Consider the following 22,067-nt stretch of genomic DNA (forward strand, 5'->3'; position numbering starts at 1 on the left):
GCCCAGGCTGAACCTTTTTATTGCCGCAAAGATCAACGCGAGCCGATATTACGCAACGGTTTGCCGGCCATCAGATTGCGCTCAATATGTTCCAGTGAAATATTTTTGGTTTCCGGGATCAGCGCCAGCGTGATGAAAACAAACAGCACGTTAAGCCCCGCGTAAACCCAAAAGGTGTGAGCGCTGCCCAACGAATTCAGCATGGTCAGGAACGTCGCCCCCACGATCATATTGGCTATCCAGTTAGTGGCGGTGGAACAGGTGATGCCGAAATCGCGGCCTTTCAATGGCTGGATCTCTGAGCACAGCACCCAAATCAGCGGGCCGGCGCTCATGGCAAAACCGACGATAAACATCAGCAGCATGACGATGGCGAAATATTGCTCCGCCGCCGAGTTCATGCCGATATTCATCATGGTGCCCAGCGCCCCCATGCCAACGGCCATCACGATAAACCCAAGGATCAAAGTGGGCTTGCGGCCCCAGCGGTCAACCAGCCCAATAGCGATAAAGGTGGCCAGCACGTTGACCAGACCGACGATCACCGTGCCCCACATCTGCTGTTCCGTACTGGCGAAGCCCGCCAGACCGAAAATCTTCGGCGCGTAATACATGGTGACGTTCATCCCGGTGAACTGCTGCATCACCTGGAGAAGAATGCCAAGGAAAACCGCGCGGCGGAAATTTTTATTGCCTTTGAACAACGTCCAACCGCTTTGCTTCAGTTTGAGGCTTTCACGAATTTCATTCAGCTCATACTGCGCCTGGGCACTGCTGTCGCGCAGCTTCTCCAACACCTGACGCGCTTGCTCATGGCGATTACGCGAGGCCAACCACCGCGGGCTGTCAGGCAAAAAGAACACGCCGACCAACAACAGCCCGGCCGGGATGGTGATGACACCCAACATCCAGCGCCAGGCGCCGGTATAGCTGAATGCCGTATCAGACAGGTAAGCGGCCAGAATGCCGATGGTGATCATCAATTGATACATCGAGATCATACTGCCGCGGATTTTCTCCGGCGCGATTTCAGAAAGATAAATCGGCGCGGTATAAGAAGCGATCCCCACCGCCAATCCCAGCAGAATACGTGAAACGATCAACACCTCCACGTTGGGAGCGAACGCAGAACACAGCGATCCCGCCACGAAGAGGATTGCGCCGATCATCAAACTGTATTTGCGCCCCAGCCGGAAGTTCATCCAGCCGCTGCCGATGGCGCCGACGGCGGCGCCAAACATCATTGAGCTGACCACCCACTCCTGCTGAGAGCTGGTGATCTGAAAAGTGTCGGTAATAAACGGCAGGGCGCCGGCGATCACGCCGATATCAAGACCGAACAGCAGGCCGGCCAAGGCGGCTAAAAAACAGACGAAAAAAGTCATGCCGACATGAGTCGGGCTTTTCTCCGCCGGTGTCACTTTGACGGTATCGCTCATACAGCCTCCAGGAGAAAACGGTCATCAGTGTGCGACATGATAGGAGGCAATGCGTCGGAGATAAGTGAGTGCGATCACATTAGTGAAAACGGTTACATTCCATTAAATCTTTTTAGGTCGCTTTTTATGGCGGATGAATTCACTTAATCCATGCGTAACCCTCTAAATCAATGCGTAAAATAGGCGAAGTCGGCCAACTATCCGCTACACCGATGACCAATGGCAAACGTATCGATATGACATAAATGTAATCGATTTCACAATGAATGGGCATGAAGAGGAATTGCGCCAGTGACGCGCGAAAGAAAATCGGCAGGCCCGGCCACGCTTGGCGGCAACGGGCCTGCGATCGCCAGATCAGCCATCATAACTGCGGAACAGCGCCCGGCCGCGCAGCAAGCGCACGCCCAGCCAGCCGCCGCACAGCGACAGCAGCAGCGCGCTGGCCAGCGGCAGCGCCCACCACAGCACCGGCGTCGGCGTCCACGGGAAGTCGAACACCCGGCTTTGCAGCAGCCACAGCGCCGCTTCGGCCCCCACCGCCGCCGCGATGCCCGCCACCAGCCCCAGCAGGGCAAACTCGCACCACAGCGTGCGGCGCAGCAGCCGTTTACCGGCGCCCAGCGTGCGATAGACCACCAGCTCCTGCCGCCGCTGACGCATGCCGACCTGCACCTGCGCCAGCAGCAGCAGGCCGCCGCACAGCACCACCAGCACCACCATCACCTCCAGCGCGCGGCTGACCTGTTGCAGCACGCCGCCGACCTGTTTCAGGATCGCGCCGATGTCCAGCAGGCTGAGCGTTGGGAACTGGCGGTTGAGCTGGGTCAACATCCGGCCGTCGCCGTCGTAGCGGAAGCTGGTGAGCCAGGTCTGCGGCTGGCCGTCCAGCGCGCCCGGCGGGAAGATAAAGTAAAAGTTCGGCTTCAGGCTTTCCCAATCCACCTGACGCAGGCTGGTGACTTTGGCGCTGAACGCCTGGGTATCGCCGCTGAAGGTCAACGTGTCGCCCAGCTTGATCTTCAGCCGCCCGGCGATGCCTTCATCCATTGAAACCTCGCCGCTTTTCGGCGGCCAATTGCCCGCCACCAACGGATTGTGATCCGGCAGTTCGGCCAGCCAGGTCAGGTTCAGCTCACGGTTCACCGCCTCGCCGCCCGGATCGTCTTCATGCACCCGTTCGGTCGCCACCTGCTGGTTTATCTCGGTCAGGCGCACCCGGACGATCGGGTAATAGGTTTCCGGTTTGATCTGGTGTTGCTGCAGGAAGGTTTTCACCTGCGGCACCTGCGCCTCGGTCATGTTGAGCAGGAAATAGTTCGGGCTGTCCGGCGGCAGCTGTTGCTGCCAACGTTCGAGCAGATCGCCGCGCAGCACCAACAGCAGCGCCAGCAGCATGAACGACAGCGAGAACGCCGCCAACTGGCTGATGGTCACCCACGGCTGATGCAGCAGGCGGTTGACCGCCAGCCGCAGCGCCAGGCTCTTGAGCGTGATGCGGCGCAGCAGCAGCAGGCTGCCCCACCCTATACCGCCCAGCAGCAGCGCCAGCACCGCCATGCCCGCCAGGATCGCCCACAGCAACGTGCTGACTCCCATCAGCAACACCAACAACGCGACCACGATCGCCGCCGTCACCGGCAGGAAGTAGCGCAGCGGCCAGACGTTGGCCGCCACATCGCGGCGCAGCACCCGCAGCGGCTGGGTGGCCAGCAACTGGCGATACGGCCGCAACCCGACCAGCAGCGAAATCAGCACCAGCGCGCCGAGCGCCCACAGCCACGGCCAGACGCCGGCGGCGGGCAACGCGGCCGGCAACACCGGCTTCAGCAGGCGAATCAACAGCGCCTCGAACGCCAGCCCGATCGCCCCGCCGCACACCGCCGCCAGCGCCATCACCGCCAGCCACTGGCCGACGATCAATTTGCGCAGCGCACCGCGCCCGGCACCAAGGGTTTTCAGCACCGCGATCAGATCGTAGCGGCTGCGGCAATAGTGGCTCATCGCCACCGCCACGGCGGCGATCGACAACAGCAGCGTCAGCAGGGCCGACAACAGCAGGAACTGTTGGGAGCGCTGCAGCGACTTGCCGAGCGCGCTGCCGGACTCCTGCAGCCCGAACCAGCGCTGATCCGGCGTCAACTGCGGCGTCAGCCGTTCTTCGTAACGCTGAATATCCGGCTCGGCGCCGGCGAACATGTAGCGGTAGGTCAGGCGGCTGCCCGGCTGCACCGCGCCGGTCTTATCGACGTCCGCCAGGTTGATCATGATGCGCGGCGCGGTCTGGAATGGATTGAAACCGGCGTCCGGCTCCTGAATGATTTCACCGGCGATGCGCAGCGTGGTGTCGCCCACCTCCAGCGAATCGCCCACTTTCACGTTCAGCAGCGCCAGCAAACGCGGCGCCACCAGCACGCTGCCCGGTTCGGGCTGGATGTTGGCCGGGCGCGTTTCCAGCTTGCCGTACAGCGGATAGGCCAAATCGGTGGCTTTCACGTCCGCCAGCTGCGGCCGATCGCCGGCATAGGTCATGGTGGTGAACGACAGCTGACGGCTCACCTTCAGCCCCTGTTGCTGCGCGTCCAGCAGCCAGCCTTCCGGCACCGGATGCGCGCTGCGCAGCACCCGATCGCCGGCGATAAAATCGCGGCTCTGCTGGCTGAGCCCTTTGTCCATGCGATCGCTGATGCTGCCCAGCGCCAGCACGCAGGCGACGGAGAGCGTCAGCGCCAGCCACACGATCAGCAGCGACGGCGAGCGCCATTCGCGCCAGAACCAGCGCCAGATCATGCTTCCTCCCACAGCTTGCCTTCGCGCAGCCGCAGCCGCCGCTGGCAGCGCGCCGCCAGGGTTTCGTCATGGGTCACCAGGATCAGGGTGGTGTCAAAATCGCGGTTGAGGGAAAACAGCAAATCGGCGATGCGATCGCCGGTCTGACGATCGAGGTTGCCGGTCGGTTCATCGGCGAACAGCACCCGCGGTCGGCCGCTGAAGGCGCGCGCCAGCGCCACGCGCTGCTGCTCGCCGCCGGACAGCTGCGCCGGCAGGTGATCGAGCCGTTTCCCCAGCCCCAACTGCTCGAGCAGCTGCACTGCCTGCTCGCGGCTCTGTCTGTCGCTCTCGCCGCGCAACAGTGCCGGCAGCTGCACGTTCTCCAGCGCGTTCAGCGTCGGCACCAGCATGAACGACTGAAACACGAAGCCGACATTCCTGGCGCGCAGCGCGGCGCGCCCCTCTTCGTCCAGCGCGGTCAGCGACTCGCCGAGCAAGCGCACCTCGCCTTCGCTGCCGTCATCCAGCCCGGCCAAAATGCCCAGCAAGGTCGATTTCCCCGATCCGGATTCGCCGATCAGGGCGATCGTCTGCGCGGGTTTGACAAGCAGCTCGACTCCGGTAAGGATGGTGAGCTGATGCTCACCCAGACCAACGTGTTTACTAAGATGATGAACTTCAAGAACGTTTTCCGCTGGCATCTTCCCTTCCTTTTGCTGTTGGGATTATTCAGTTTACGCGCTGCCGCCGCCGATACCTTGTTGATTTTGGGCGACAGTTTAAGCGCCGGCTACCGCCTGCCGATCGATCGGGCCTGGCCGACGCTGTTGGCCGAACAGTGGCAGAAAAAACCGGGCGCGCCGCAGCTGGTCAACGCCAGCATCAGCGGCGACACCGCCGCGCAGGGGCTGGCGCGTCTGCCCGCGCTGCTGAAACAGCATCAGCCGCGCTGGGTGCTGATCGAGCTGGGCGCCAACGACGGCCTGCGCGGCTTCCCGGCGCAGGACGTACAGCGCGATCTCGGCCAAATCATCACGTTGGTGCAGCAGGCCGGCGCGCAGCCGCTGCTGATGCAGATCCGCATCCCGCCGAACTACGGCCGCCGCTATACTGAAGCGTTCGGCGCCGTCTACCCGGCGCTGGCCAAGCAGTTCAACATTCCGCTGCTGCCGTTCTATATGGAACAGGTGGTGGTGAAGCCGGAATGGATGCAGGATGACGGATTGCACCCCAATGGGGACGCCCAGCCGTTTATCGCCACCTGGATGGCGGAGCGCCTGGAGCCTCTAGTAAAGCATGAGTCTCACTAAATTAGGGTCGTACACTAGGTAAAGTTATGCAAAAAGCGGTATTGATAACCGGCTGTTCCAGCGGGATTGGCTTGATTGCGGCGCAGGATCTGCGCAACCGCGGCTACCGGGTGCTGGCCGCCTGCCGCAAGCCGCAGGACGTGGAAAACATGCGCCAGCTCGGGCTGGAAGGCATCGAGCTGGATCTGGACGACAGCGCCAGCGTCGAGCGCGCCGCCGCCGAGGTGATCGCGCTGACCGACGGCCGACTGTACGGTCTGTTCAATAACGGCGGTTTCGGCGTTTACGGCCCGCTCAGCCGCATTTCGCGCAGCCAGCTGGAACGGCAGTTCGCCACCAACCTGTTCGGCACCCACCAACTGACCCAACTGCTGTTGCCGGCGATGTTGCCGCACGGCGAAGGGCGGATCATTCAGACCAGTTCGGTGATGGGCCTGGTCTCCAGCGCCGGGCGCGGCGCCTACGCCGCCAGCAAGTTCGCGCTGGAAGCCTGGTCGGACGCGCTGCGCATGGAGCTGCACGGCAGCGGCATTCAGGTCAGCCTGATCGAACCGGGGCCGATCTCCACCCACTTTAGCCAGAACGTCAACCAGGCGCAGAGCGACAAACCGGTGCACAATCCCGGCATCGCCAAGCGCCTGACGCTGCCGCCGGAGGCCATTCTGCCCAAACTGCGCCACGCGCTGGAAAGCCCGCGCGCCAAACTGCGCTATCCGGTCACCCTGCTGGCGCACGCGATGAGCGTGCTGCGCCGCATTTTGCCGGGCCGCTGTCTGGATTGGCTGCTGCGCAGCAACGCTTAATTCGCCCGACGGGGTTGAAGAATGGCGGCGCGCCCCCATCTACACCCCATGGCTCCGCACGATCAGAGAGAAAAAAGATGCTAGCTCAAGCTGTTGTTGATATTAACGAAACTAACCTGCACCAGACGCTGGAACAATCGATGTCCACACCGGTGCTGTTCTACTTCTGGTCCGAGCGCAGCCAACACTGCCTGCAGCTCACGCCGGTGCTGGACAAGCTGGCGGCGGAATACGCCGGTCAGTTCATTCTGGCCAAGGTGGACTGCGACGCCGAACAGATGATCGCCTCGCAATTCGGGCTGCGTTCCATTCCGACGGTCTACCTGTTCAAAGACGGTCAGCCGGTCGACGGCTTCCAGGGCCCGCAGCCGGAAGAAGCGATCCGCGATTTGCTGCAGCGTTTCCTGCCGAAGGAAGAAGATCTGAAACTGGCGCAGGCGCAGGAGCTGCTGGCCGCCGGCAACGCCGCCGAAGCACTGCCGCTGCTGAAAGACGCCTGGCAGAGCAGCCAACAGCGCAGCGACATCGGCCTGACGCTGGCCGAAACTCAGATCGCGCTCAGCCGCAGCGAAGACGCTGAAGCGGTGCTGGCGACCATCCCGCTGCAGGATCGCGATACCCGCTATCAAGGTCTGGTGGCGCAGATTGAATTGTTGAAGCAGGCGGCGGACACGCCGGAAATCCAACAGCTGCAACAGCAGGTGCAGCAGCAGCCGGACAACGTCGAACTGGCGGTGCAGCTGGCGCTGCAACTGCATCAGGTCGGGCGTAACGAAGAAGCGCTGGAACTGCTGATGGGGCATCTGAAGAAAGATCTGGCCGCCGCCAACGGCAGCGCGCGCAAAACCCTGATGGACATTCTGGCCGCGCTCGGCACCGGCGACGCGCTGGCCGCTAAATATCGCCGCCAGCTGTACTCCCTGCTGTACTGATATCCGTCATACCTGAAGCTGCATCCAGGCGGCAAATGTGAAAAGCCCTGGGCGCTTAGATAACTAAGTGACCAGGGCTCGAACGTGCAGCCAGCTTGAAATATGACGGGGATTAGCGATAGACCCGCACCCCGCCCTCCACGCCCGCCGGGCTGAACAACACCTGCCACAGCTGAATGTTGCGCGAACGGAACGCGCCGGCGCAGGCGTTCAGGTAATAGGTGAACATGCGTTCGAAGCGCTCGGAATAACCGCCCATCAGATCCGGCCACGCCCGTTTGAAATTCTCCAGCCAGGCCATCAGCGTGCGATCGTAATCGGCGCCAAAGTTGTGCCAATCCTCCATCACGAAACGCCCTTCGCTGGCCTCGGCGATATGCCGCACCGAAGGCAGGCAGCCGTTGGGGAAGATGTATTTGTCTATCCAGGCGTCGACGTTGAGATCGGTTTGATTGGAACCGATAGTGTGCAGCAGGAACAGACCGTCGGGCTTCAGGTTGCGCGCCGCGACGCTGAAGTAGGTCTCGTAGTTTTTCGGCCCGACGTGCTCGAACATGCCGACCGACACGATGCGATCAAACTGACGATCCAGATCGCGGTAATCCTGTAGCAAGATCTCGACGTCCAGCCCGGCGCAGCGTTCCTGCGCCAGCTTCTGCTGCTCGGCCGAAATGGTCACGCCGTGCACCGAGACGCCGTAGTTTTGCGCCGCAAACTGCGCCAATCCACCCCAGCCGCAGCCGATATCCAGCAGCGTCATGCCCGGTTTCAACTGCAGTTTTTCGCAGATCATCCTGAGCTTGGCCTGCTGCGCCTGCTCCAGCGTCTGCGCCTCTTTCCAGTAGCCGCAGGAGTATTGCATATAAGGATCGAGCATCGCCCGGAACAGGTCGTTGCCGATGTCGTAGTGCTCTTTGCCCACCTGCCAGGCGCGCTTGCGCGATTGGCGATTGAACAGCCGGGCATAGGCGATGCGCGCGATGTCGCTCAGGCTTTTCGGCAGCCGTTCATCGACGCCGGCCTGCAGAATGCGGGTGAACAGCATGTCCAGCCGTTCGCACTCCCACCAGCCGTCCATATAGCTTTCGCCGAAGCCGAGCGAGCCTTCCTGCAAAATGCGTTTGAACAGCGCCGGGTTATGCACCCGGATATCCCAGGCGCGCGGGCCGTTGATGGCGACGCCGGCTTCCGCCAACATCTCCTCCACAATGCGATACCAGCGATCGTTCTTCTGGGCGAGTTCATCAACACTGAGCGAATCCATAACAATCCTTGGCCGAAATGTCATTTCAAAAAGCATAGTCGCAAATGAAAATGACAAATTTTTGACGGTAAACACGGGGGTGTTTTTACTCTAGCCAAGGCGAGCAACATCATGAAATGAATAAAAATTATTGAAATCATGCCATTTAGGCATACTTATTTTTCAGCTGTGCCACACTTGTCGTGACAACACTCTGTTCCAGACGCGGGATCCACCGCTCGCGGGTTGCGTCAGCGCCCTGGATTAAGTCGCGGTATCAGTAGGCATTTTTCCGGCGCTGTCGTAATATCTGTTTACATATGTCTGACAGGAGGTTTGCATGCTTACTTTTATTCCCATCGTGATCGTCGTCGCGCTGATTGTGGTGTTCGCCGGCGTCAAAATTGTGCCGCAGGGGTTCCAATGGACGGTAGAACGCTTCGGCCGCTATACCAAGACGCTGATGCCGGGCCTGAACCTGGTGGTGCCGTTCATGGACCGCATCGGCCGCAAAATCAACATGATGGAGCAGGTGCTGGACATCCCTTCCCAAGAGGTGATTTCCCGCGATAACGCCAACGTCGCCATCGACGCGGTGTGCTTTATCCAGGTGGTCGATCCGGCGCGCGCCGCCTACGAGGTCAGCAACCTCGAACAGGCGATCGTCAACCTGACCATGACCAACTTCCGCACCGTGCTCGGCTCGATGGAGCTGGACGAAATGCTGTCGCAGCGCGACAGCATCAACAGCCGCCTGTTGCACATCGTCGATGAAGCGACCAACCCTTGGGGGGTGAAAATCACCCGTATCGAGATCCGCGACGTGCGGCCGCCGGCAGAACTGATCGCCTCGATGAACGCCCAGATGAAGGCCGAGCGCACCAAGCGCGCCGACATCCTGGAGGCGGAGGGGGTGCGTCAGGCGGCCATTCTGCGCGCCGAAGGGGAGAAGCAATCGCAGATCCTGAAGGCCGAGGGCGAACGTCAGTCGGCGTTCCTGCAGGCGGAAGCGCGTGAACGCGCCGCCGAGGCCGAGGCGCGCGCCACCCAGCTGGTGTCCGACGCCATCGCCAGCGGCAACATTCAGGCGGTGAACTACTTCGTGGCGCAGAAATACACCGATGCGCTGCAGAAGATCGGTTCCTCCAACAACAGCAAGGTGGTGATGATGCCGCTGGACGCCAGCAGCCTGCTCGGCTCGATCGGCGGCATTACCGAATTGCTGAAAGAAAGCAAAGGCAAATAATCATGCTCGAACTGATCGCGGCGAATCCGCTGTGGTTCTGGCTCTCTCTCGGGGGCGTGTTGCTGGCGGCGGAAATGCTCGGCGCCGGCGGCTACCTGCTGTGGAGCGGCGTGGCGGCGCTGTTGGTCGGCGCCTTGATCTGGCTGCTGCCACCGCTTTCCTGGGAATGGCAAGGCGTGATCTTCGCCGTCCTGACCGTCGTCGTCGCCTATCTGTGGTGGTACTGGCTGCGTCGCCGCCCGGCGGCCGCATCCGGCGGTTCGCCGGTGCTCAACCAGCGCAACCGTCAGCTGATCGGCACCCGCGCCACGCTGACGGAGCCGATGCACAACGGCATGGGGCGCATTAATATCGGTGACAGCAGCTGGCGCGCGCAGGCGGCGGAAGATCTGCCCGCCGGCACCGAAGTGGAAGTGGTGGCGGTGGAAGGGGTCACGCTGGTGATCCGCGCCATCAGCCGTTAATTAGAACGACAACACCCCGCCAGGTTATTGATGATGGGGCACTCCGCCCCCTCGTCGCCCGGGCATTGTTCCGCCAACGTCAACAGGCGCTGGCGCATATTCCCCAGCTCGCTGATGTGCTTTTCGATCTCCGCCACCTTCTGCAGCGTGCGCGCCTTCACGTCGGCGCTGTGGCGGGCCGGATCGTTGAACAACGCTACCAGTTCGCGGCACTCGTCCAGGTTGAAGCCCACCTGCCGCGCCTGGCGCAGCAGCGTCAGCTCTTCGACATGCTTGGCGGAATAGTGGCGGTAACCGTTGTCGCTGCGAATCGGGGCGGTAATCAACGCTTTCTCTTCGTAAAAACGAATCGTCTTGCTGGTTAAACCGGTTTTTTTCGCGACGTCGCTAATATTCATTTTCCCTCCTTGACCTTACCCTTGCTGGAAGGTTTAAGCTCCATTCTTAGTGAAAACAGGTCAGGCGGTCAACCTTTAAACACCGCCTCTACGCAAGGAGTTCAATCATGTCACACACCACTATGCTGGCATTGCAGGGGTTGTCCTGCATGAACTGCGCGCAGCGGGTGAAAAAAGCCCTGGAAAGCCGCAGCGATGTCGAACAGGCGGAGGTTAACGTCCATTACGCCAAAGTGACCGGCGAAGCGCCGGACAGCGCATTGATCGACAGCGTGATCGCCGCCGGCTATCAGGCAGAAGTCGCGCCGCGCGCCGACACCGAACTGCAGCTGAGCGGGCTGAGCTGCATGCACTGCGTCGGCAGCACCCGCAAGGCGCTGGAAGCGGTGCCAGGCGTGTTCGCCGCCGACGTCGAGATCGACAACGCGAAAGTGTACGGCGATGCCGATCCGCAGGCGCTGATCGCCGCGGTGGAACATGCCGGTTATCACGCCAGCGTGGCGGGCGCCGTCGTCCCAAAAACTGAGCCGTTGACTGACGCAACACCTTCGTTGCCGGACGTTCAGCCAGCGGCGCAGCCTTCTCTTCCGGCAACCGACAGCGCGGACGACAGCGTACAGCTGCTGCTCAGCGGCATGACCTGCGCCAGCTGCGTCAATAAGGTGCAGCAGGCGCTGCAAAGCGTTCCCGGCGTGGAGCACGCGCGCGTCAACCTGGCGGAGCGCAGCGCGCTGGTGACCGGCGCCGCCGATGCGCAGGCGCTGGTGGCGGCGGTGGAAAAAGCCGGCTACGGCGCCGAGATGATTCAGGACGAAACCGAACGCCGCGAACGTCAGCAACAGACCGCACGCGCCAACATGAAGCGCTTTAGCTGGCAGGCGGCGCTGGGGCTGGCGTTGGGTATTCCGCTGATGGCCTGGGGGCTGTTCGGCGGCAGCATGACGCTGACGCCGGAAACCCAGCGCCCTTGGCTGCTGGTCGGCGTCATTACCCTGGCGGTGATGGTGTTCGCCGGCGGGCACTTCTACCGCAACGCCTGGCGCGCATTGATGAACGGCAGCGCTACCATGGATACCTTGGTGGCGCTCGGCACCGGCGCCGCCTGGCTCTATTCGATCGCCGTCAACATTTGGCCCGATTTCTTCCCGATGGAGGCGCGTCACCTCTATTACGAGGCCAGCGCGATGATCATCGGTTTGATCAACCTCGGCCATGCGCTGGAACAGCGCGCCCGCCAGCGTTCTTCGCAGGCGCTGGAGCGGCTGCTCGATCTGACGCCGCCCACCGCGCGGCTGGTGACTGACGACGGCGAGCGCGATATTCCGCTGGCGGAGGTGCAGCTCGGCATGACGCTGCGGCTGACCACCGGCGATCGCGTGCCGGTCGACGGTGAAATCGTGCAGGGCGAAGTCTGGCTCGATGAAGCGATGCTGACCGGCGAAGCGGTGCCGCAGCAGAAAGGCCCCGGCGACACGGTGCATGCCGGGACGGTAGTCGACGACGGCAGCGTGCTGTTCCGCGCCGCCGCCATCGGCAGCCAAACCACGCTGGCGCGCATCATCAAACTGGTGCGTCAGGCGCAGAGCAGTAAGCCGGCGATTGGCCAGTTGGCCGACCGCGTCTCGGCGGTGTTCGTGCCGGCGGTGGTAGCGATCGCGCTGTTCAGCGCGGCGATGTGGTACTTCTTCGGCCCGCAGCCGCAGCTGGTCTATACGCTGGTGATCGCCACCACGGTGCTGATCATCGCCTGCCCATGTGCGTTAGGATTGGCGACGCCGATGTCGATCATCTCCGGCGTGGGCCGCGCGGCGGAATTCGGCGTGCTGGTGCGCGACGCCGACGCCCTGCAGCAGGCCAGCCAGTTGGACACCCTGGTGTTCGATAAAACCGGCACCCTGACGGAAGGGAAACCGCAGGTGGTGGAGATCCTGACCTTCAATCAGGTCAGCGAACAGCAGGCGCTCGGCTGGGCCGCCGCGCTGGAACAAGGCTCCAATCACCCGCTGGCGCGCGCCATCATGGAACGCGCCGCCGGGCAAACGCTGCCGCAGGTGGCGCAGTTCCGCACCCTGCGCGGCGCCGGCGTCAGCGGGGAGATCGACGGCGTGCAGGTGCTGCTGGGCAACGCCGCGCTGCTGAAACAACATCAGGTCGCGGCCGACGAACTGGAGGCACCGATGCGCGCCCAGGCCGAACGCGGCGTGACGCCGGTGCTGCTGGCCGTTGACGGTAAACCGGCTGCGCTGTTCGCCATTCGCGATCCGCTACGCGAGGACAGCGTCGCGGCGCTGCAGCGCCTGCACCAGCAGGGATATCAGCTGGTGATGCTGACCGGCGACAACCCGGTGACCGCCAACGCCATCGCCAAAGAGGCCGGTATCGATCGGGTGATTGCCGGCGTGCTGCCGGACGGCAAAGCGGCGGCGATCAAACAGCTGCAGGCGCAGGGCCAACGCGTGGCGATGGTCGGCGACGGCATCAACGACGCCCCGGCGCTGGCGCAGGCCGACGTGGGCATCGCGATGGGCGGCGGCAGCGACATCGCCATCGAGACCGCCGCCATCACCCTGATGCGCCACAGCCTGAATGGCGTAGCGGATGCGGTGGAGCTGTCGAAGGCCACGCTGCGCAACATGAAGCAGAACCTGTTCGGCGCCTTTATCTATAATACGCTGGGCATTCCAATCGCCGCCGGCGTGCTCTACCCGCTGACCGGCACACTGCTCAGCCCGGTGGTGGCGGGTGCCGCGATGGCGCTGTCGTCGATTACCGTAGTCAGCAACGCCAACCGGCTGCTGCGTTTTAAACCCAGGAAGTAAGCTCCGGGGCGCCGTCAAGGCGCCCCGCTGTTTTCCGGGCTTCCCTGCGCGGCAGATAGCGTTTAGCATGAATGACGATTTTCCCTCGCCTTGCACGCGAAAACGCGCACCCGTTATTCAGGAGCCACGCCGTATGGGTCAACTGTTACGCCGCCTCGCCACCTTTCTCGGCCTGATCTCGCCCAAAAGTTACGCTTATCCGGCGCTGGACATCACTCTGCCGGGCGAGCGTCGGCTCCATCTGGTGGGCAGCATCCATATGGGCACCGTCGATATGTCGCCGCTGCCGCCCCGGCTGGCCGCCCGGCTGCAACAGGCCGACGCGCTGATCGTCGAAGCCGATATCACCAGTGCCGCCTCCCCTTTCGACCACGCAGAGCAACAGCCGGAGCTGGAACAGCGCCTGTCCGCCGAAGAATATCAACAGCTGCTGGCGCTGTGCCACGAACTGGGCGCCGATCCGCACGCCTTCGCCACCCTGCCCGGCTGGCAGGTGGCGCTGATGATGCAGGCGCGGCAGGCTCAGCGTCTGGGGCTGCGCGCAGAGTACGGCGTAGATTATCAGCTGCTGCAGGCCGCCAGAGCGCAGGACAAACCGGTGATCGAACTCGAGGGGGCGCAGCAGCAGTTGGCGCTGCTGGAACAGCTGCCGGAAGGCGGCATCGCGCTGCTGCGCGATACGCTGGAGCACTGGCATACCAACGCGCGGCTGCTGCAAACCATGGTGAGCTGGTGGCTGGACGCCAAACCGCGCGGCACGCTGGACACGCTGCCGGCCACCTTCAGCGCCGGGCTTTACGACGTGCTGATGCATCAACGCAATCGCGACTGGCGGCGTCAGCTGGAGGCGCTGCCGGCCGGAGACTATGTGGTGGCGGTTGGCGCATTGCACCTGTATGGCGAGGATAACCTGCCGGCGATGCTGCAGCCGCAGGGGTAAAAAAGTGGCCAATATCGCTATTGGCCAGTCAAAGAGGAATTTCTTGTATTCTAGTTATACGCATAGCAACCGTGTTAACGGTTACAGTAAACAGGGTAGCAACCCGGTGAATATCTTGGCAACCCGCTTTATGTAACAGCCGCTCAGGTTGCCGGGCTGGTTGGATTTTTGTATTTTTAAGGCTGGTTATCACCCTTTCCCCGCCGGGGACATTTTGGACAACACATCATGACGCCCGCAGTCGTTCTGCTTGAGAAACAAAAGGTCGCCTTCACCCTCCATCCTTATCACCACGACAGCGACGAAACCAACTTCGGCGATGAGGCGGTGAGAAAGCTGGGGCTGGATGCCGATCGGGTTTACAAAACCTTGCTGGTGGCGCTGAACGGCGACGCCAAACACCTGGCGGTGGCGGTCACGCCGGTCGCAACCCAGTTGGATCTGAAAAAGGTTGCCCGCGCCCTCGGCGCCAAAAAGGCCGAGATGGCCGATCCGCAGCTGGCGCAGCGCGTCACCGGGTATCTGGTGGGCGGCATCAGCCCGCTGGGGCAGAAAAAACGGCTGCCGACGGTGATCGACAGCCCGGCGCAAGCGTTCGCCACCATTTACGTTTCCGGCGGCAAACGCGGGCTGGATATTGAGCTGGCCGCCGCCGATCTGTGCCGCCTGCTGGCCGGCAGCTTCGCCGACATCGCCAAACGCGACTGACGCCGCGTACTCAGCGGCACACCACCGTGGCGTCACAGGCCGCCAGCGTTTCCACCAGGCGGTCCTCCAGCGCCTTCACCTGCGCGCCGGGCACCAGATAGTTATTGCTGATGATGGCGAACGCCAGCGGCCGCCCGGTCGCCGAATCAACATAGCCGCTGAGCGACGATACGCCGGTCATGGAACCGCTCTTGGCGTGAGTGCGCCCCGCCGCCGCGCTTTTCACCATGCGGTTACGCAGCGTGCCGCCCACCAGCAACCCCGGCTCGCCCGCGACGGGCAAGGCGCGATACCAGTCGGCGAACCACGGCTGTTTTCTGGCCGCCAGCAGCAGCGTCGTCAGCTGTTGCGGCGTGATCTGGTTCATGCGCGACAGCCCTGAACCGTCCACCTGGCGATACGCGTCGGCCGCGATGCCCTGGCTTTGCACAAACCCGTTTATCGCCTGAAGACCGGCGGCCCAATCCCCTTTGCCTTGCGTCTTGCGGCCCATCGCTTTGGTCAATATCTCGCCGTAGCCGTTATTGGACACTTTCAGGAAGGTGACGACCAGGTGGGAGAGCGGCGGCGAGGTTTTTTGCGCCAGCAGCTGTGCGCCGGCCGGCGTCACGCCCTCTTCAGCGTTGCCGCGCAGGGTGATGCCGCGCGCGCGCAGAGCATGTTGCAATAAAGCGCCGACGACGAGGGCCGGTTGATCGACGGTAATCAATCGTGAGCTGGCCTCCGCCTGCGCGGCGATGGTGCCGCTGACCACGATCCGGTTGCTGCCCGGCTGGCGCTCGTACGTCAGCGCGGTGTCACTGCCGGTGGTGGTGCGATTGACCAGCGTCACCGCGTCATTGGCGGGATAGAAGCTCGCCCGTCCCGGCGCGCCGGCGCGAGCGCCCGGCCGCACATCCACCTGCACCACGTTGATATCGCCGCCGGGGGTAAAGGCGTAGTTCAGCGCCGAGATCGGCGCAGCGAAGGCGAAGGGTTCATCGTCCCAGCTCCAGCCGGCGCCGAATGGCGTTTGATCGAAGGCGCCGGCGTCCAGCAACAACCGCCCCTGTATATGACGGATGCCGCGCTGCGCCAGCGCCGCGGCGAAGGTGTCGAGATCGTCCGGATGCAGCGTCGGATCGCCGCTGCCCTGCAGATAGAGATCTCCCCGCAACGTGTCGCCGCGCTGCTCGCCGGCGGTCAGCAGCCGGGTTTCAAACCGGTAATCCGCCCCCAGCACGCCGAACGCCGCCAGAGAAGTGAAGATCTTCATGTTGGAAGCCGGCGCCAAACGCTGCTCCGCGTGCGCCTGATACAGCACCTTGCCGCTGTCGGCATCGCGCACCATCACGCCGTTCGACGCCCCGACCAACGCCTTGTCCTGGCCGAGGGCCGCCAGCGCCTGGCTGAGAGTTTGTCCATGACGTTCGCCGGATGACGAACACCCCGCCAGCGCCACGATGGCGGGCAGCAGCCAGCCTGCGGTTTTCAACATGTCATCTTCCTGTTTGCGTTATCAAAACCAAATTGTCGCTCAGGCTATCATTGGAAGGCGGCGGTGGCGAGAATGTCCGGCCCGCTTATCATTCAGATACGCTCAGGCATCGCCAAACGACGCTCGTTGCGCACCACCCGCCACGCCAACAGCAGCACGCAGAGGCTGCAGAGCGACAGCACGGCGCCCAGGTGCTGCGACAGCCCCGCCAACACCAAGCCACCGCCGAGCATCAGGTAATACATCAGGCCAAGGATGGCGCCGGCGGTGCCCATGCAGTCTTTATAATGGCGCAGCGCGCGCGCCAGAATATTGGGAATGGCGATGCCGTACGCCATCACCACCAGCATCATCGGCAGAACGAACCACAAGGTCCCTTCCAGCAGCAGTACCAGCAGGCCGCCGGTCAGCGATAATCCGCAGGCCAGCATCAACAGTGCAGGGAACAGCCAGTGCTTGCCGATCAAAAACTTGTTGATCGCCGCGCCGATGCCCACCCCGGCCGCCAACACCAAACCGGTATAACCGAACCACTGTGCCGGCAGCGCCAACGCCGAGAAGTGGAATGGCGCCAGCTGGTAATAGCTGAACATGCAAATATTGAACAACGCCACCAACAGCGCGCTGAGCCAAATATCCCCGTCCTTGACCATCCGTCCCAGCGTGCCGAAAAATGAATTCTTCACCACCTGCTGCGGACGCGTCTCCGGCAGTTGCCAACCGGCATAGCCCAGCAACAGCGCCGCCAACAGCGCCAAACCGCCGAACACCCCCTGATAGCCCCAATAGTGAGTCAGCACTGCGCCGCTCAACACGCCAACCGCCGGGCTGATCGCCATGGCGATCCCCATCACCGAGAACACCCGCGCCAATTCATAACCGTCGAAGCGATCGCGAATCGCCGTTTGCGTCCCGACCGAACCGACCGCCGCGCCAAAGGCGGCCAGCACCCGCGCCGCCAGCAGTACGCTGAAGCTGCCGCTGAACAGCGCAACGAGAGAAGCCAGCAGATAGAGCGTCAGCCCGGCCAAAATGGTGGGACGGCGTCCGATGACGTCGCACATCCGTCCCCATACCACCACGCCGAGCGCAAAGGCGAAAAAGTAACAAGAGAGCGTTTGCGCCGCCATTTCCGCACTGACCCGGAAACCGTGCGCAATATGCGTCAATGCCGGGCTGTAGATGGTCTCCACCACCTGGGGAAACATCATCATCGAGGTCGCCAACGTCAGCGTCAGTTTACGTTGCATAACAGATCCTGTAGCCAAGAATAGGCTGCACAAGGTAGCATCTGCTCCCCGGCGCCGATTACAATATAAAAGACAATAAATTTACAAAATCGGACAGACTATGGCGTGGCTTCAGGCGCAGGACAGTTTTAATCCGGATACGCTCGACAACGGGGTACTCGGGATCGCCGCCGAACTGGCGCAGCACGACTCGGGCACGCATTGGCATGACAGGGGGCAGTTGCTGTTCTGTCAGCAAGGCAGCATGCGCATCACGCTCAACCAAAGCATCTGTATGCTGCCGCCGGGCAGAGTCGCCTGGATCCCGCCGCAGGTGGCTCACCGCGTTCAGGTCAACGGCGTCGTCGGTTACCGTTCGCTTTATCTCGACGCCGATCGCTATGCCTGTCTGCCTGCGCAGCTTGCCGTACTGACAGCCTCGCCGCTGCTGCGCGAGGTGTTGGAACGCATCGCGTTCGCCGCCTTCGACACCGACTGGCAGTATGGGCCTTACGCCAATATTCTGGCGGTCTGCCTGGACGAGATCGCCGCCGCGCCGCGCGAACTGACGCTGCTGCCGCTGCCCAGCGACCGCCGCCTGCGCCATCTGGCCAATCTGGACATGCTTCCGCCGCTGCACGAGCTATCGCGCTATAGCGGCGCTTCCGAGAAAACCATCAGCCGGATTTTCCGCCGTGAAACCGGGCTCGGTTATCAACAATGGCGTCAGCAATGGCGCCTGATCAAAGCGATAGAGATGCTGGCCGCAGGGCTGAGCCAATCCGACGTCGCCGGTCGGCTGGCGTTTTCCAGCGACAGCGCCTTCGCCACTTTTTTCAAGAATATGGCGGGCTGCCCGCCGAGGGCGTATATGGAGAGAAGAAAGTAAGACGCCGTTTAAAACGGTAACGCTGACAAAAGGCGTTGATGCAGAGGAGAAAAGCGAGGGGGGAACGGCGCCCCCGCGACAAGCGAGAACGCCGTTCCGCGACGCCTCTAGCGATAGACGATTTCGCCCTTCGGCTCGTACGCCGCCGCATCCAGCGGCGAGTGTTTCTCGATGTACTGCTTCAGCACTTCAGCATCGATAAAGCCGGTGTTGACGTAGCTCGGCAGCCCGTCCAGCTTCGGATAGCCGTCGCCGCCCAGCGCGTTGAAGTTCAGCGTCGCCATGCGGTAAGTTTTATCCGCCTGCAGCGGCTGGCCGTTGATCTTCACCTCGCTGACGCCCTTGCCGTCCGCCACCAGGCTGACGTTGGCGAACTGAGCATAGGCGCCGGAATCCGGCTTCATGTTGGCCACCACCGCCAGATACTGTTCAACCTCGCGGCCTTTCATATCGACATGCACCAACGTGTTGCCGAACGGCTGCACCTTGAGCACGTTCTTGTAGGTGATATCGCCGCTTTCAATCGAATCGCGCACTCCGCCACCGCTCATCACGGCGAAGTCGGCGTCGGCGCGCTCCCTCTGCGCCGCCAGCATCACCCGCGCCAGGTTGGTCTGCACGAAGCGCACCTTGCTGCGATCGCCTTCAAGCTTGCCGTTGACGCTGCCGATCTTCACGCCCAGCTGCGCCTTGCCCTTATCCTGGAACGGCGTCAGCAGCTTCATCATGGTCGGATCTTCCGCAATCTGCTGGGTGTAGTACACGCGCTCGCTGGTGCCGTCGGCTTTCTCCACCTTCTTCTTCAGGTTCACCGGGATCAGCTGATAATGCACCAGCTTCAGCTCGCCGTTGCGGAATTCGAAATCGGCGCGCCCGACGTATTTGCCCCACTCGTGCGCCTGCACAATCCAGGTGCCGTTCTGACGATCCGGCGAGCATGGCGTGCCCGGCACATAATCCGCCTGTTTGCGGTTGTCACCGGCCATGCACACCGGATCCTGCGAGTGGCCGCCGACGATCATGTCGAGATATCCCGCCGGCAGGCTGCGCGCCATCTCCACGTCGCCCGGCGCGTTAGAGCCATGCTCGCCGTTGTCATAGTGCCCCATATGGGTGGCGGCGATGATCACGTCCGGCTTCTCGTCCTTGCGCAGTTGCTCCACCACCTGCTTCGCTTCCTGCGCCGGCACGCGGAACTCCATGTCGGTGAAGTACTCCGGATTGCCTATCTTGGCGGTGTCGTCGGTCGTCAGGCCGATCACGGCAATCTTGATGCCCTGTTTGTCGAACAAGGCGTAAGGCTTGAACAGGCGCTGGCCTGTGCTTTTCTGGTAGATGTTGGCGGACAAGAGCGGGAAGGTCGCCCACTTCTCCTGCTGGCGCAGCACGCTCAGCGGGTTGTCGAATTCGTGGTTGCCGATCGCCATCGCGTCGTAACCCACCAGGTTCATGCCGCGGAAGTCCGGCTCGGCGTCCTGCAGATCCGATTCCGGCACGCCGGTGTTGATATCGCCGCCGGACAGCAACAGCACGCTGCCGCCCTGCGCCGCCACTTCGCGGCGAATGCCGTCCACCAGGGTTTTCTGCGCGCCCAGACCGTATTCGCCATGATCGTTCTGCCAGAAGTGACCGTGATGATCGTTGGTATGCAGAATGGTGATGGCGTAGGTCTTATCCTTTTCCCAGGCACTGGCGGCCCCCGACAGCAGCGTCAGGGATACGGCCAACGCGCATGCGGTGGTTTTCAGCGAAAAACGCATGGCGGATCTCCGTGTATTAAATAGCTTTTATGATGAGGGCGAAATTGTAGCGCGAATTAATGACAGCTGATTTCAATTTTTTGCGATGTGAGTCTGATTATTTCAGATATGGTAAAAATTGAACGCCCTGCCTAAGATGTCATCTCTGTGCTCAACAACTTATCAGGCTAATAATAATATGACCGACAGTAGCCAAAGCGCGATGCCGCCCGCCAAGGGCAGTACGGTAAAGAGGACCGCTTTCTCCATCCTCGGCGCCATCAGCGTGTCTCACCTGCTCAACGATATGATCCAGTCGCTGATCCTGGCGATTTACCCGATCCTGCAAGCCGATTTTCACCTCAGCTTCGTGCAGATCGGTATGATCACCCTGACCTATCAGCTAACGGCTTCCCTGCTGCAACCGCTGATCGGCTATTACACCGATAAGCACCCGCAGCCTTACTCACTGCCTATCGGCATGGGCTTTACCCTGTCCGGCCTGCTGCTGCTGTCGGTGGCGAACACCTTCCCGCTGGTGCTGCTGGCAGCGGCGCTGGTGGGCACCGGCTCATCGGTATTCCACCCGGAATCCTCGCGCGTGGCGCGCATGGCCTCCGGCGGACGACACGGCCTGGCGCAGTCGCTGTTCCAGGTCGGCGGCAACTTCGGCAGCTCGCTCGGCCCGCTGCTGGCCGCGCTGATCATCGCGCCTTACGGCAAAGGCAACGTCGCCTGGTTCACGCTGGCGGCGCTGCTGGCGATCGTGGTATTGCTGCAGGTCAGCAAGTGGTACCAACATCAGCATCGGGCGGCGAAAGGGCAGCCGAAAAGCCCCGCAATGCTGAAACCGTTGCCAAAACGTACCGTCGCCTACTCGCTGGGCATTCTGCTGGTGCTGATTTTCTCTAAATACTTCTATCTGGCCAGCATCAGCAGCTATTACACCTTTTATCTGATACATAAGTTCGGCGTTTCGGTGCAGAATGCGCAAATTCACCTGTTCGCCTTCCTGTTCGCGGTAGCCGCCGGAACCATCATCGGCGGGCCTCTTGGCGACAAGATAGGGAGAAAATACGTTATTTGGGGCTCAATCCTTGGTGCGGCGCCATTTACGCTTATTTTACCCCATGCATCCCTGTACTGGACCGGCATTTTGACGGTGATCATCGGGGTTATTCTCGCCTCGGCGTTCTCCGCCATCCTGGTCTACGCACAGGAGCTGATCCCCGGTAAAGTCGGCATGGTTTCCGGTTTATTCTTCGGTTTTGCTTTCGGTATGGGCGGGTTAGGCGCGGCAGTTCTTGGCTATGTCGCGGATTTGACCAGTATCGAGCTGGTCTACCAAATCTGTGCTTTCCTGCCGCTGATCGGCATTATTACCGCGCTACTGCCCAATATGGAGCATAAACCGCAATAACCCCGCGAACTGCCCGGATGAAAGTATTTATTCATCCGGGTTATCCTACGGATAAATCAATGTTATTTGGTTTATCTGGCACAAAATCCCCTCATTGACGCGCCTTAAGCGAAATCCTCTGCTTTTTTACAAAAAAGACCAAATTAGCCAAGCAAGCCGCGAACAAATGCAATAAACTAAATGTATCTTTTCGTAACTTTGTTGCGTTTCTCCCGTGCCGCGATGCATAGCCAGAAGGA

18 protein-coding genes are annotated in these 22,067 nt (G+C 61.8%); 10 read left to right on the top strand and 8 right to left on the bottom strand.

What is annotated here, in order from left to right:
• Positions 1-32: 32 nt before the first annotated feature.
• The 3 genes from ACSBQV_RS09680 to ybbA all read right to left on the bottom strand — a co-directional run bounded on the left by ACSBQV_RS09680 (position 33) and on the right by ybbA (position 4,912).
• Positions 33-1,439, bottom strand: a complete 1,407-nt coding sequence (locus ACSBQV_RS09680; RefSeq protein ID WP_099783748.1) for a sugar porter family MFS transporter — start codon at positions 1,437-1,439, stop codon at positions 33-35.
• Positions 1,440-1,796: 357 nt separating this feature from the next.
• On the bottom strand, positions 1,797-4,229 hold the full coding sequence (gene ybbP, locus ACSBQV_RS09685) for a putative ABC transporter permease subunit YbbP (RefSeq protein WP_099783750.1): 2,433 nt from the start codon (positions 4,227-4,229) through the stop codon (positions 1,797-1,799).
• Entirely contained in the window at positions 4,226-4,912 is a 687-nt protein-coding gene (gene ybbA, locus ACSBQV_RS09690) for a putative ABC transporter ATP-binding protein YbbA (protein WP_099783887.1), read from the bottom strand. Before ybbA ends, ybbP begins: the two co-directional genes overlap by 4 nt.
• Between ybbA and tesA the strand changes: the two genes are divergently transcribed.
• The 3 genes from tesA to ACSBQV_RS09705 all read left to right on the top strand — a co-directional run bounded on the left by tesA (position 4,883) and on the right by ACSBQV_RS09705 (position 7,256).
• Positions 4,883-5,521 (top strand): multifunctional acyl-CoA thioesterase I/protease I/lysophospholipase L1, encoded by a 639-nt coding sequence (tesA, locus tag ACSBQV_RS09695; protein ID WP_168177231.1) that lies wholly within the window; start codon positions 4,883-4,885, stop codon positions 5,519-5,521. The two genes, ybbA and tesA, sit on opposite strands and share 30 nt — an antisense overlap.
• Positions 5,522-5,547: 26 nt before the next feature.
• Complete coding sequence (locus ACSBQV_RS09700) at positions 5,548-6,324, top strand: SDR family oxidoreductase (RefSeq protein ID WP_004940195.1); 777 nt, start codon at positions 5,548-5,550, stop codon at positions 6,322-6,324.
• 77 nt (positions 6,325-6,401) lie between these two features.
• A complete protein-coding gene (locus tag ACSBQV_RS09705) occupies positions 6,402-7,256 on the top strand; it encodes a co-chaperone YbbN (protein WP_033642135.1) in 855 nt (284 codons plus the stop codon).
• Between the two features lie 112 nt (positions 7,257-7,368).
• On the opposite strand, the gene cfa is transcribed toward ACSBQV_RS09705, so the two are convergent.
• Entirely contained in the window at positions 7,369-8,520 is a 1,152-nt protein-coding gene (gene cfa / locus ACSBQV_RS09710; protein ID WP_033642134.1) for a cyclopropane fatty acyl phospholipid synthase, read from the bottom strand.
• 319 nt (positions 8,521-8,839) lie between these two features.
• On the opposite strand from cfa, the gene ACSBQV_RS09715 reads away from it, so the two are divergent.
• Positions 8,840-9,745 carry an SPFH domain-containing protein gene (locus ACSBQV_RS09715; protein ID WP_004940203.1) on the top strand — a complete coding sequence of 302 codons (906 nt, stop codon included), beginning with the start codon at positions 8,840-8,842 and terminating at the stop codon, positions 9,743-9,745.
• Positions 9,746-9,747: 2 nt separating this feature from the next.
• Entirely contained in the window at positions 9,748-10,209 is a 462-nt protein-coding gene (locus tag ACSBQV_RS09720; protein WP_033642133.1) for an NfeD family protein, read from the top strand.
• Here the strand turns inward: ACSBQV_RS09720 and cueR are convergent.
• Positions 10,206-10,607: a Cu(I)-responsive transcriptional regulator gene (gene cueR / locus ACSBQV_RS09725; RefSeq protein ID WP_025301807.1), complete on the bottom strand. Its 402-nt coding sequence runs from the start codon at positions 10,605-10,607 to the stop codon at positions 10,206-10,208. The genes ACSBQV_RS09720 and cueR overlap by 4 nt on opposite strands.
• Positions 10,608-10,714: 107 nt before the next feature.
• Here cueR and copA point away from each other — a divergent pair, with 107 nt between their 5' ends.
• The 3 genes from copA (at position 10,715) to ybaK (ending at position 15,074) form a co-directional block, all read left to right on the top strand.
• Positions 10,715-13,426, top strand: a complete 2,712-nt coding sequence (gene copA, locus ACSBQV_RS09730; RefSeq protein ID WP_099783752.1) for a copper-exporting P-type ATPase CopA — start codon at positions 10,715-10,717, stop codon at positions 13,424-13,426.
• 133 nt (positions 13,427-13,559) lie between these two features.
• Positions 13,560-14,366 (top strand): TraB/GumN family protein, encoded by an 807-nt coding sequence (locus ACSBQV_RS09735; RefSeq protein WP_099783755.1) that lies wholly within the window; start codon positions 13,560-13,562, stop codon positions 14,364-14,366.
• Positions 14,367-14,594: 228 nt separating this feature from the next.
• A complete protein-coding gene (ybaK, locus tag ACSBQV_RS09740) occupies positions 14,595-15,074 on the top strand; it encodes a Cys-tRNA(Pro)/Cys-tRNA(Cys) deacylase YbaK (RefSeq protein WP_004940240.1) in 480 nt (159 codons plus the stop codon).
• 10 nt (positions 15,075-15,084) lie between these two features.
• Here the strand turns inward: ybaK and dacB are convergent, their stop codons facing one another.
• Positions 15,085-16,551 (bottom strand): D-alanyl-D-alanine carboxypeptidase/D-alanyl-D-alanine endopeptidase, encoded by a 1,467-nt coding sequence (gene dacB, locus ACSBQV_RS09745; protein WP_099783757.1) that lies wholly within the window; start codon positions 16,549-16,551, stop codon positions 15,085-15,087.
• 92 nt (positions 16,552-16,643) lie between these two features.
• Positions 16,644-17,801: a multidrug effflux MFS transporter gene (locus ACSBQV_RS09750; RefSeq protein WP_099783759.1), complete on the bottom strand. Its 1,158-nt coding sequence runs from the start codon at positions 17,799-17,801 to the stop codon at positions 16,644-16,646.
• A gap of 100 nt (positions 17,802-17,901) precedes the next feature.
• On the opposite strand from ACSBQV_RS09750, the gene ACSBQV_RS09755 reads away from it, so the two are divergent.
• Positions 17,902-18,669: an AraC family transcriptional regulator gene (locus tag ACSBQV_RS09755; protein ID WP_099783761.1), complete on the top strand. Its 768-nt coding sequence runs from the start codon at positions 17,902-17,904 to the stop codon at positions 18,667-18,669.
• A 107-nt stretch (positions 18,670-18,776) separates the two neighbouring features.
• On the opposite strand, the gene ushA is transcribed toward ACSBQV_RS09755, so the two are convergent.
• Positions 18,777-20,429 carry a bifunctional UDP-sugar hydrolase/5'-nucleotidase UshA gene (ushA, locus tag ACSBQV_RS09760; protein WP_033651116.1) on the bottom strand — a complete coding sequence of 551 codons (1,653 nt, stop codon included), beginning with the start codon at positions 20,427-20,429 and terminating at the stop codon, positions 18,777-18,779.
• 178 nt (positions 20,430-20,607) lie between these two features.
• Between ushA and ACSBQV_RS09765 the strand changes: the two genes are divergently transcribed.
• Positions 20,608-21,828 carry an MFS transporter gene (locus ACSBQV_RS09765; protein WP_033651115.1) on the top strand — a complete coding sequence of 407 codons (1,221 nt, stop codon included), beginning with the start codon at positions 20,608-20,610 and terminating at the stop codon, positions 21,826-21,828.
• Positions 21,829-22,067: the final 239 nt, after the last annotated feature.

The sequence above is a fragment of the Serratia sp. B501 genome (genome assembly GCF_051172315.1).
In the GTDB taxonomy this organism is placed as follows: Bacteria; Pseudomonadota; Gammaproteobacteria; order Enterobacterales; family Enterobacteriaceae; genus Serratia; species Serratia ureilytica.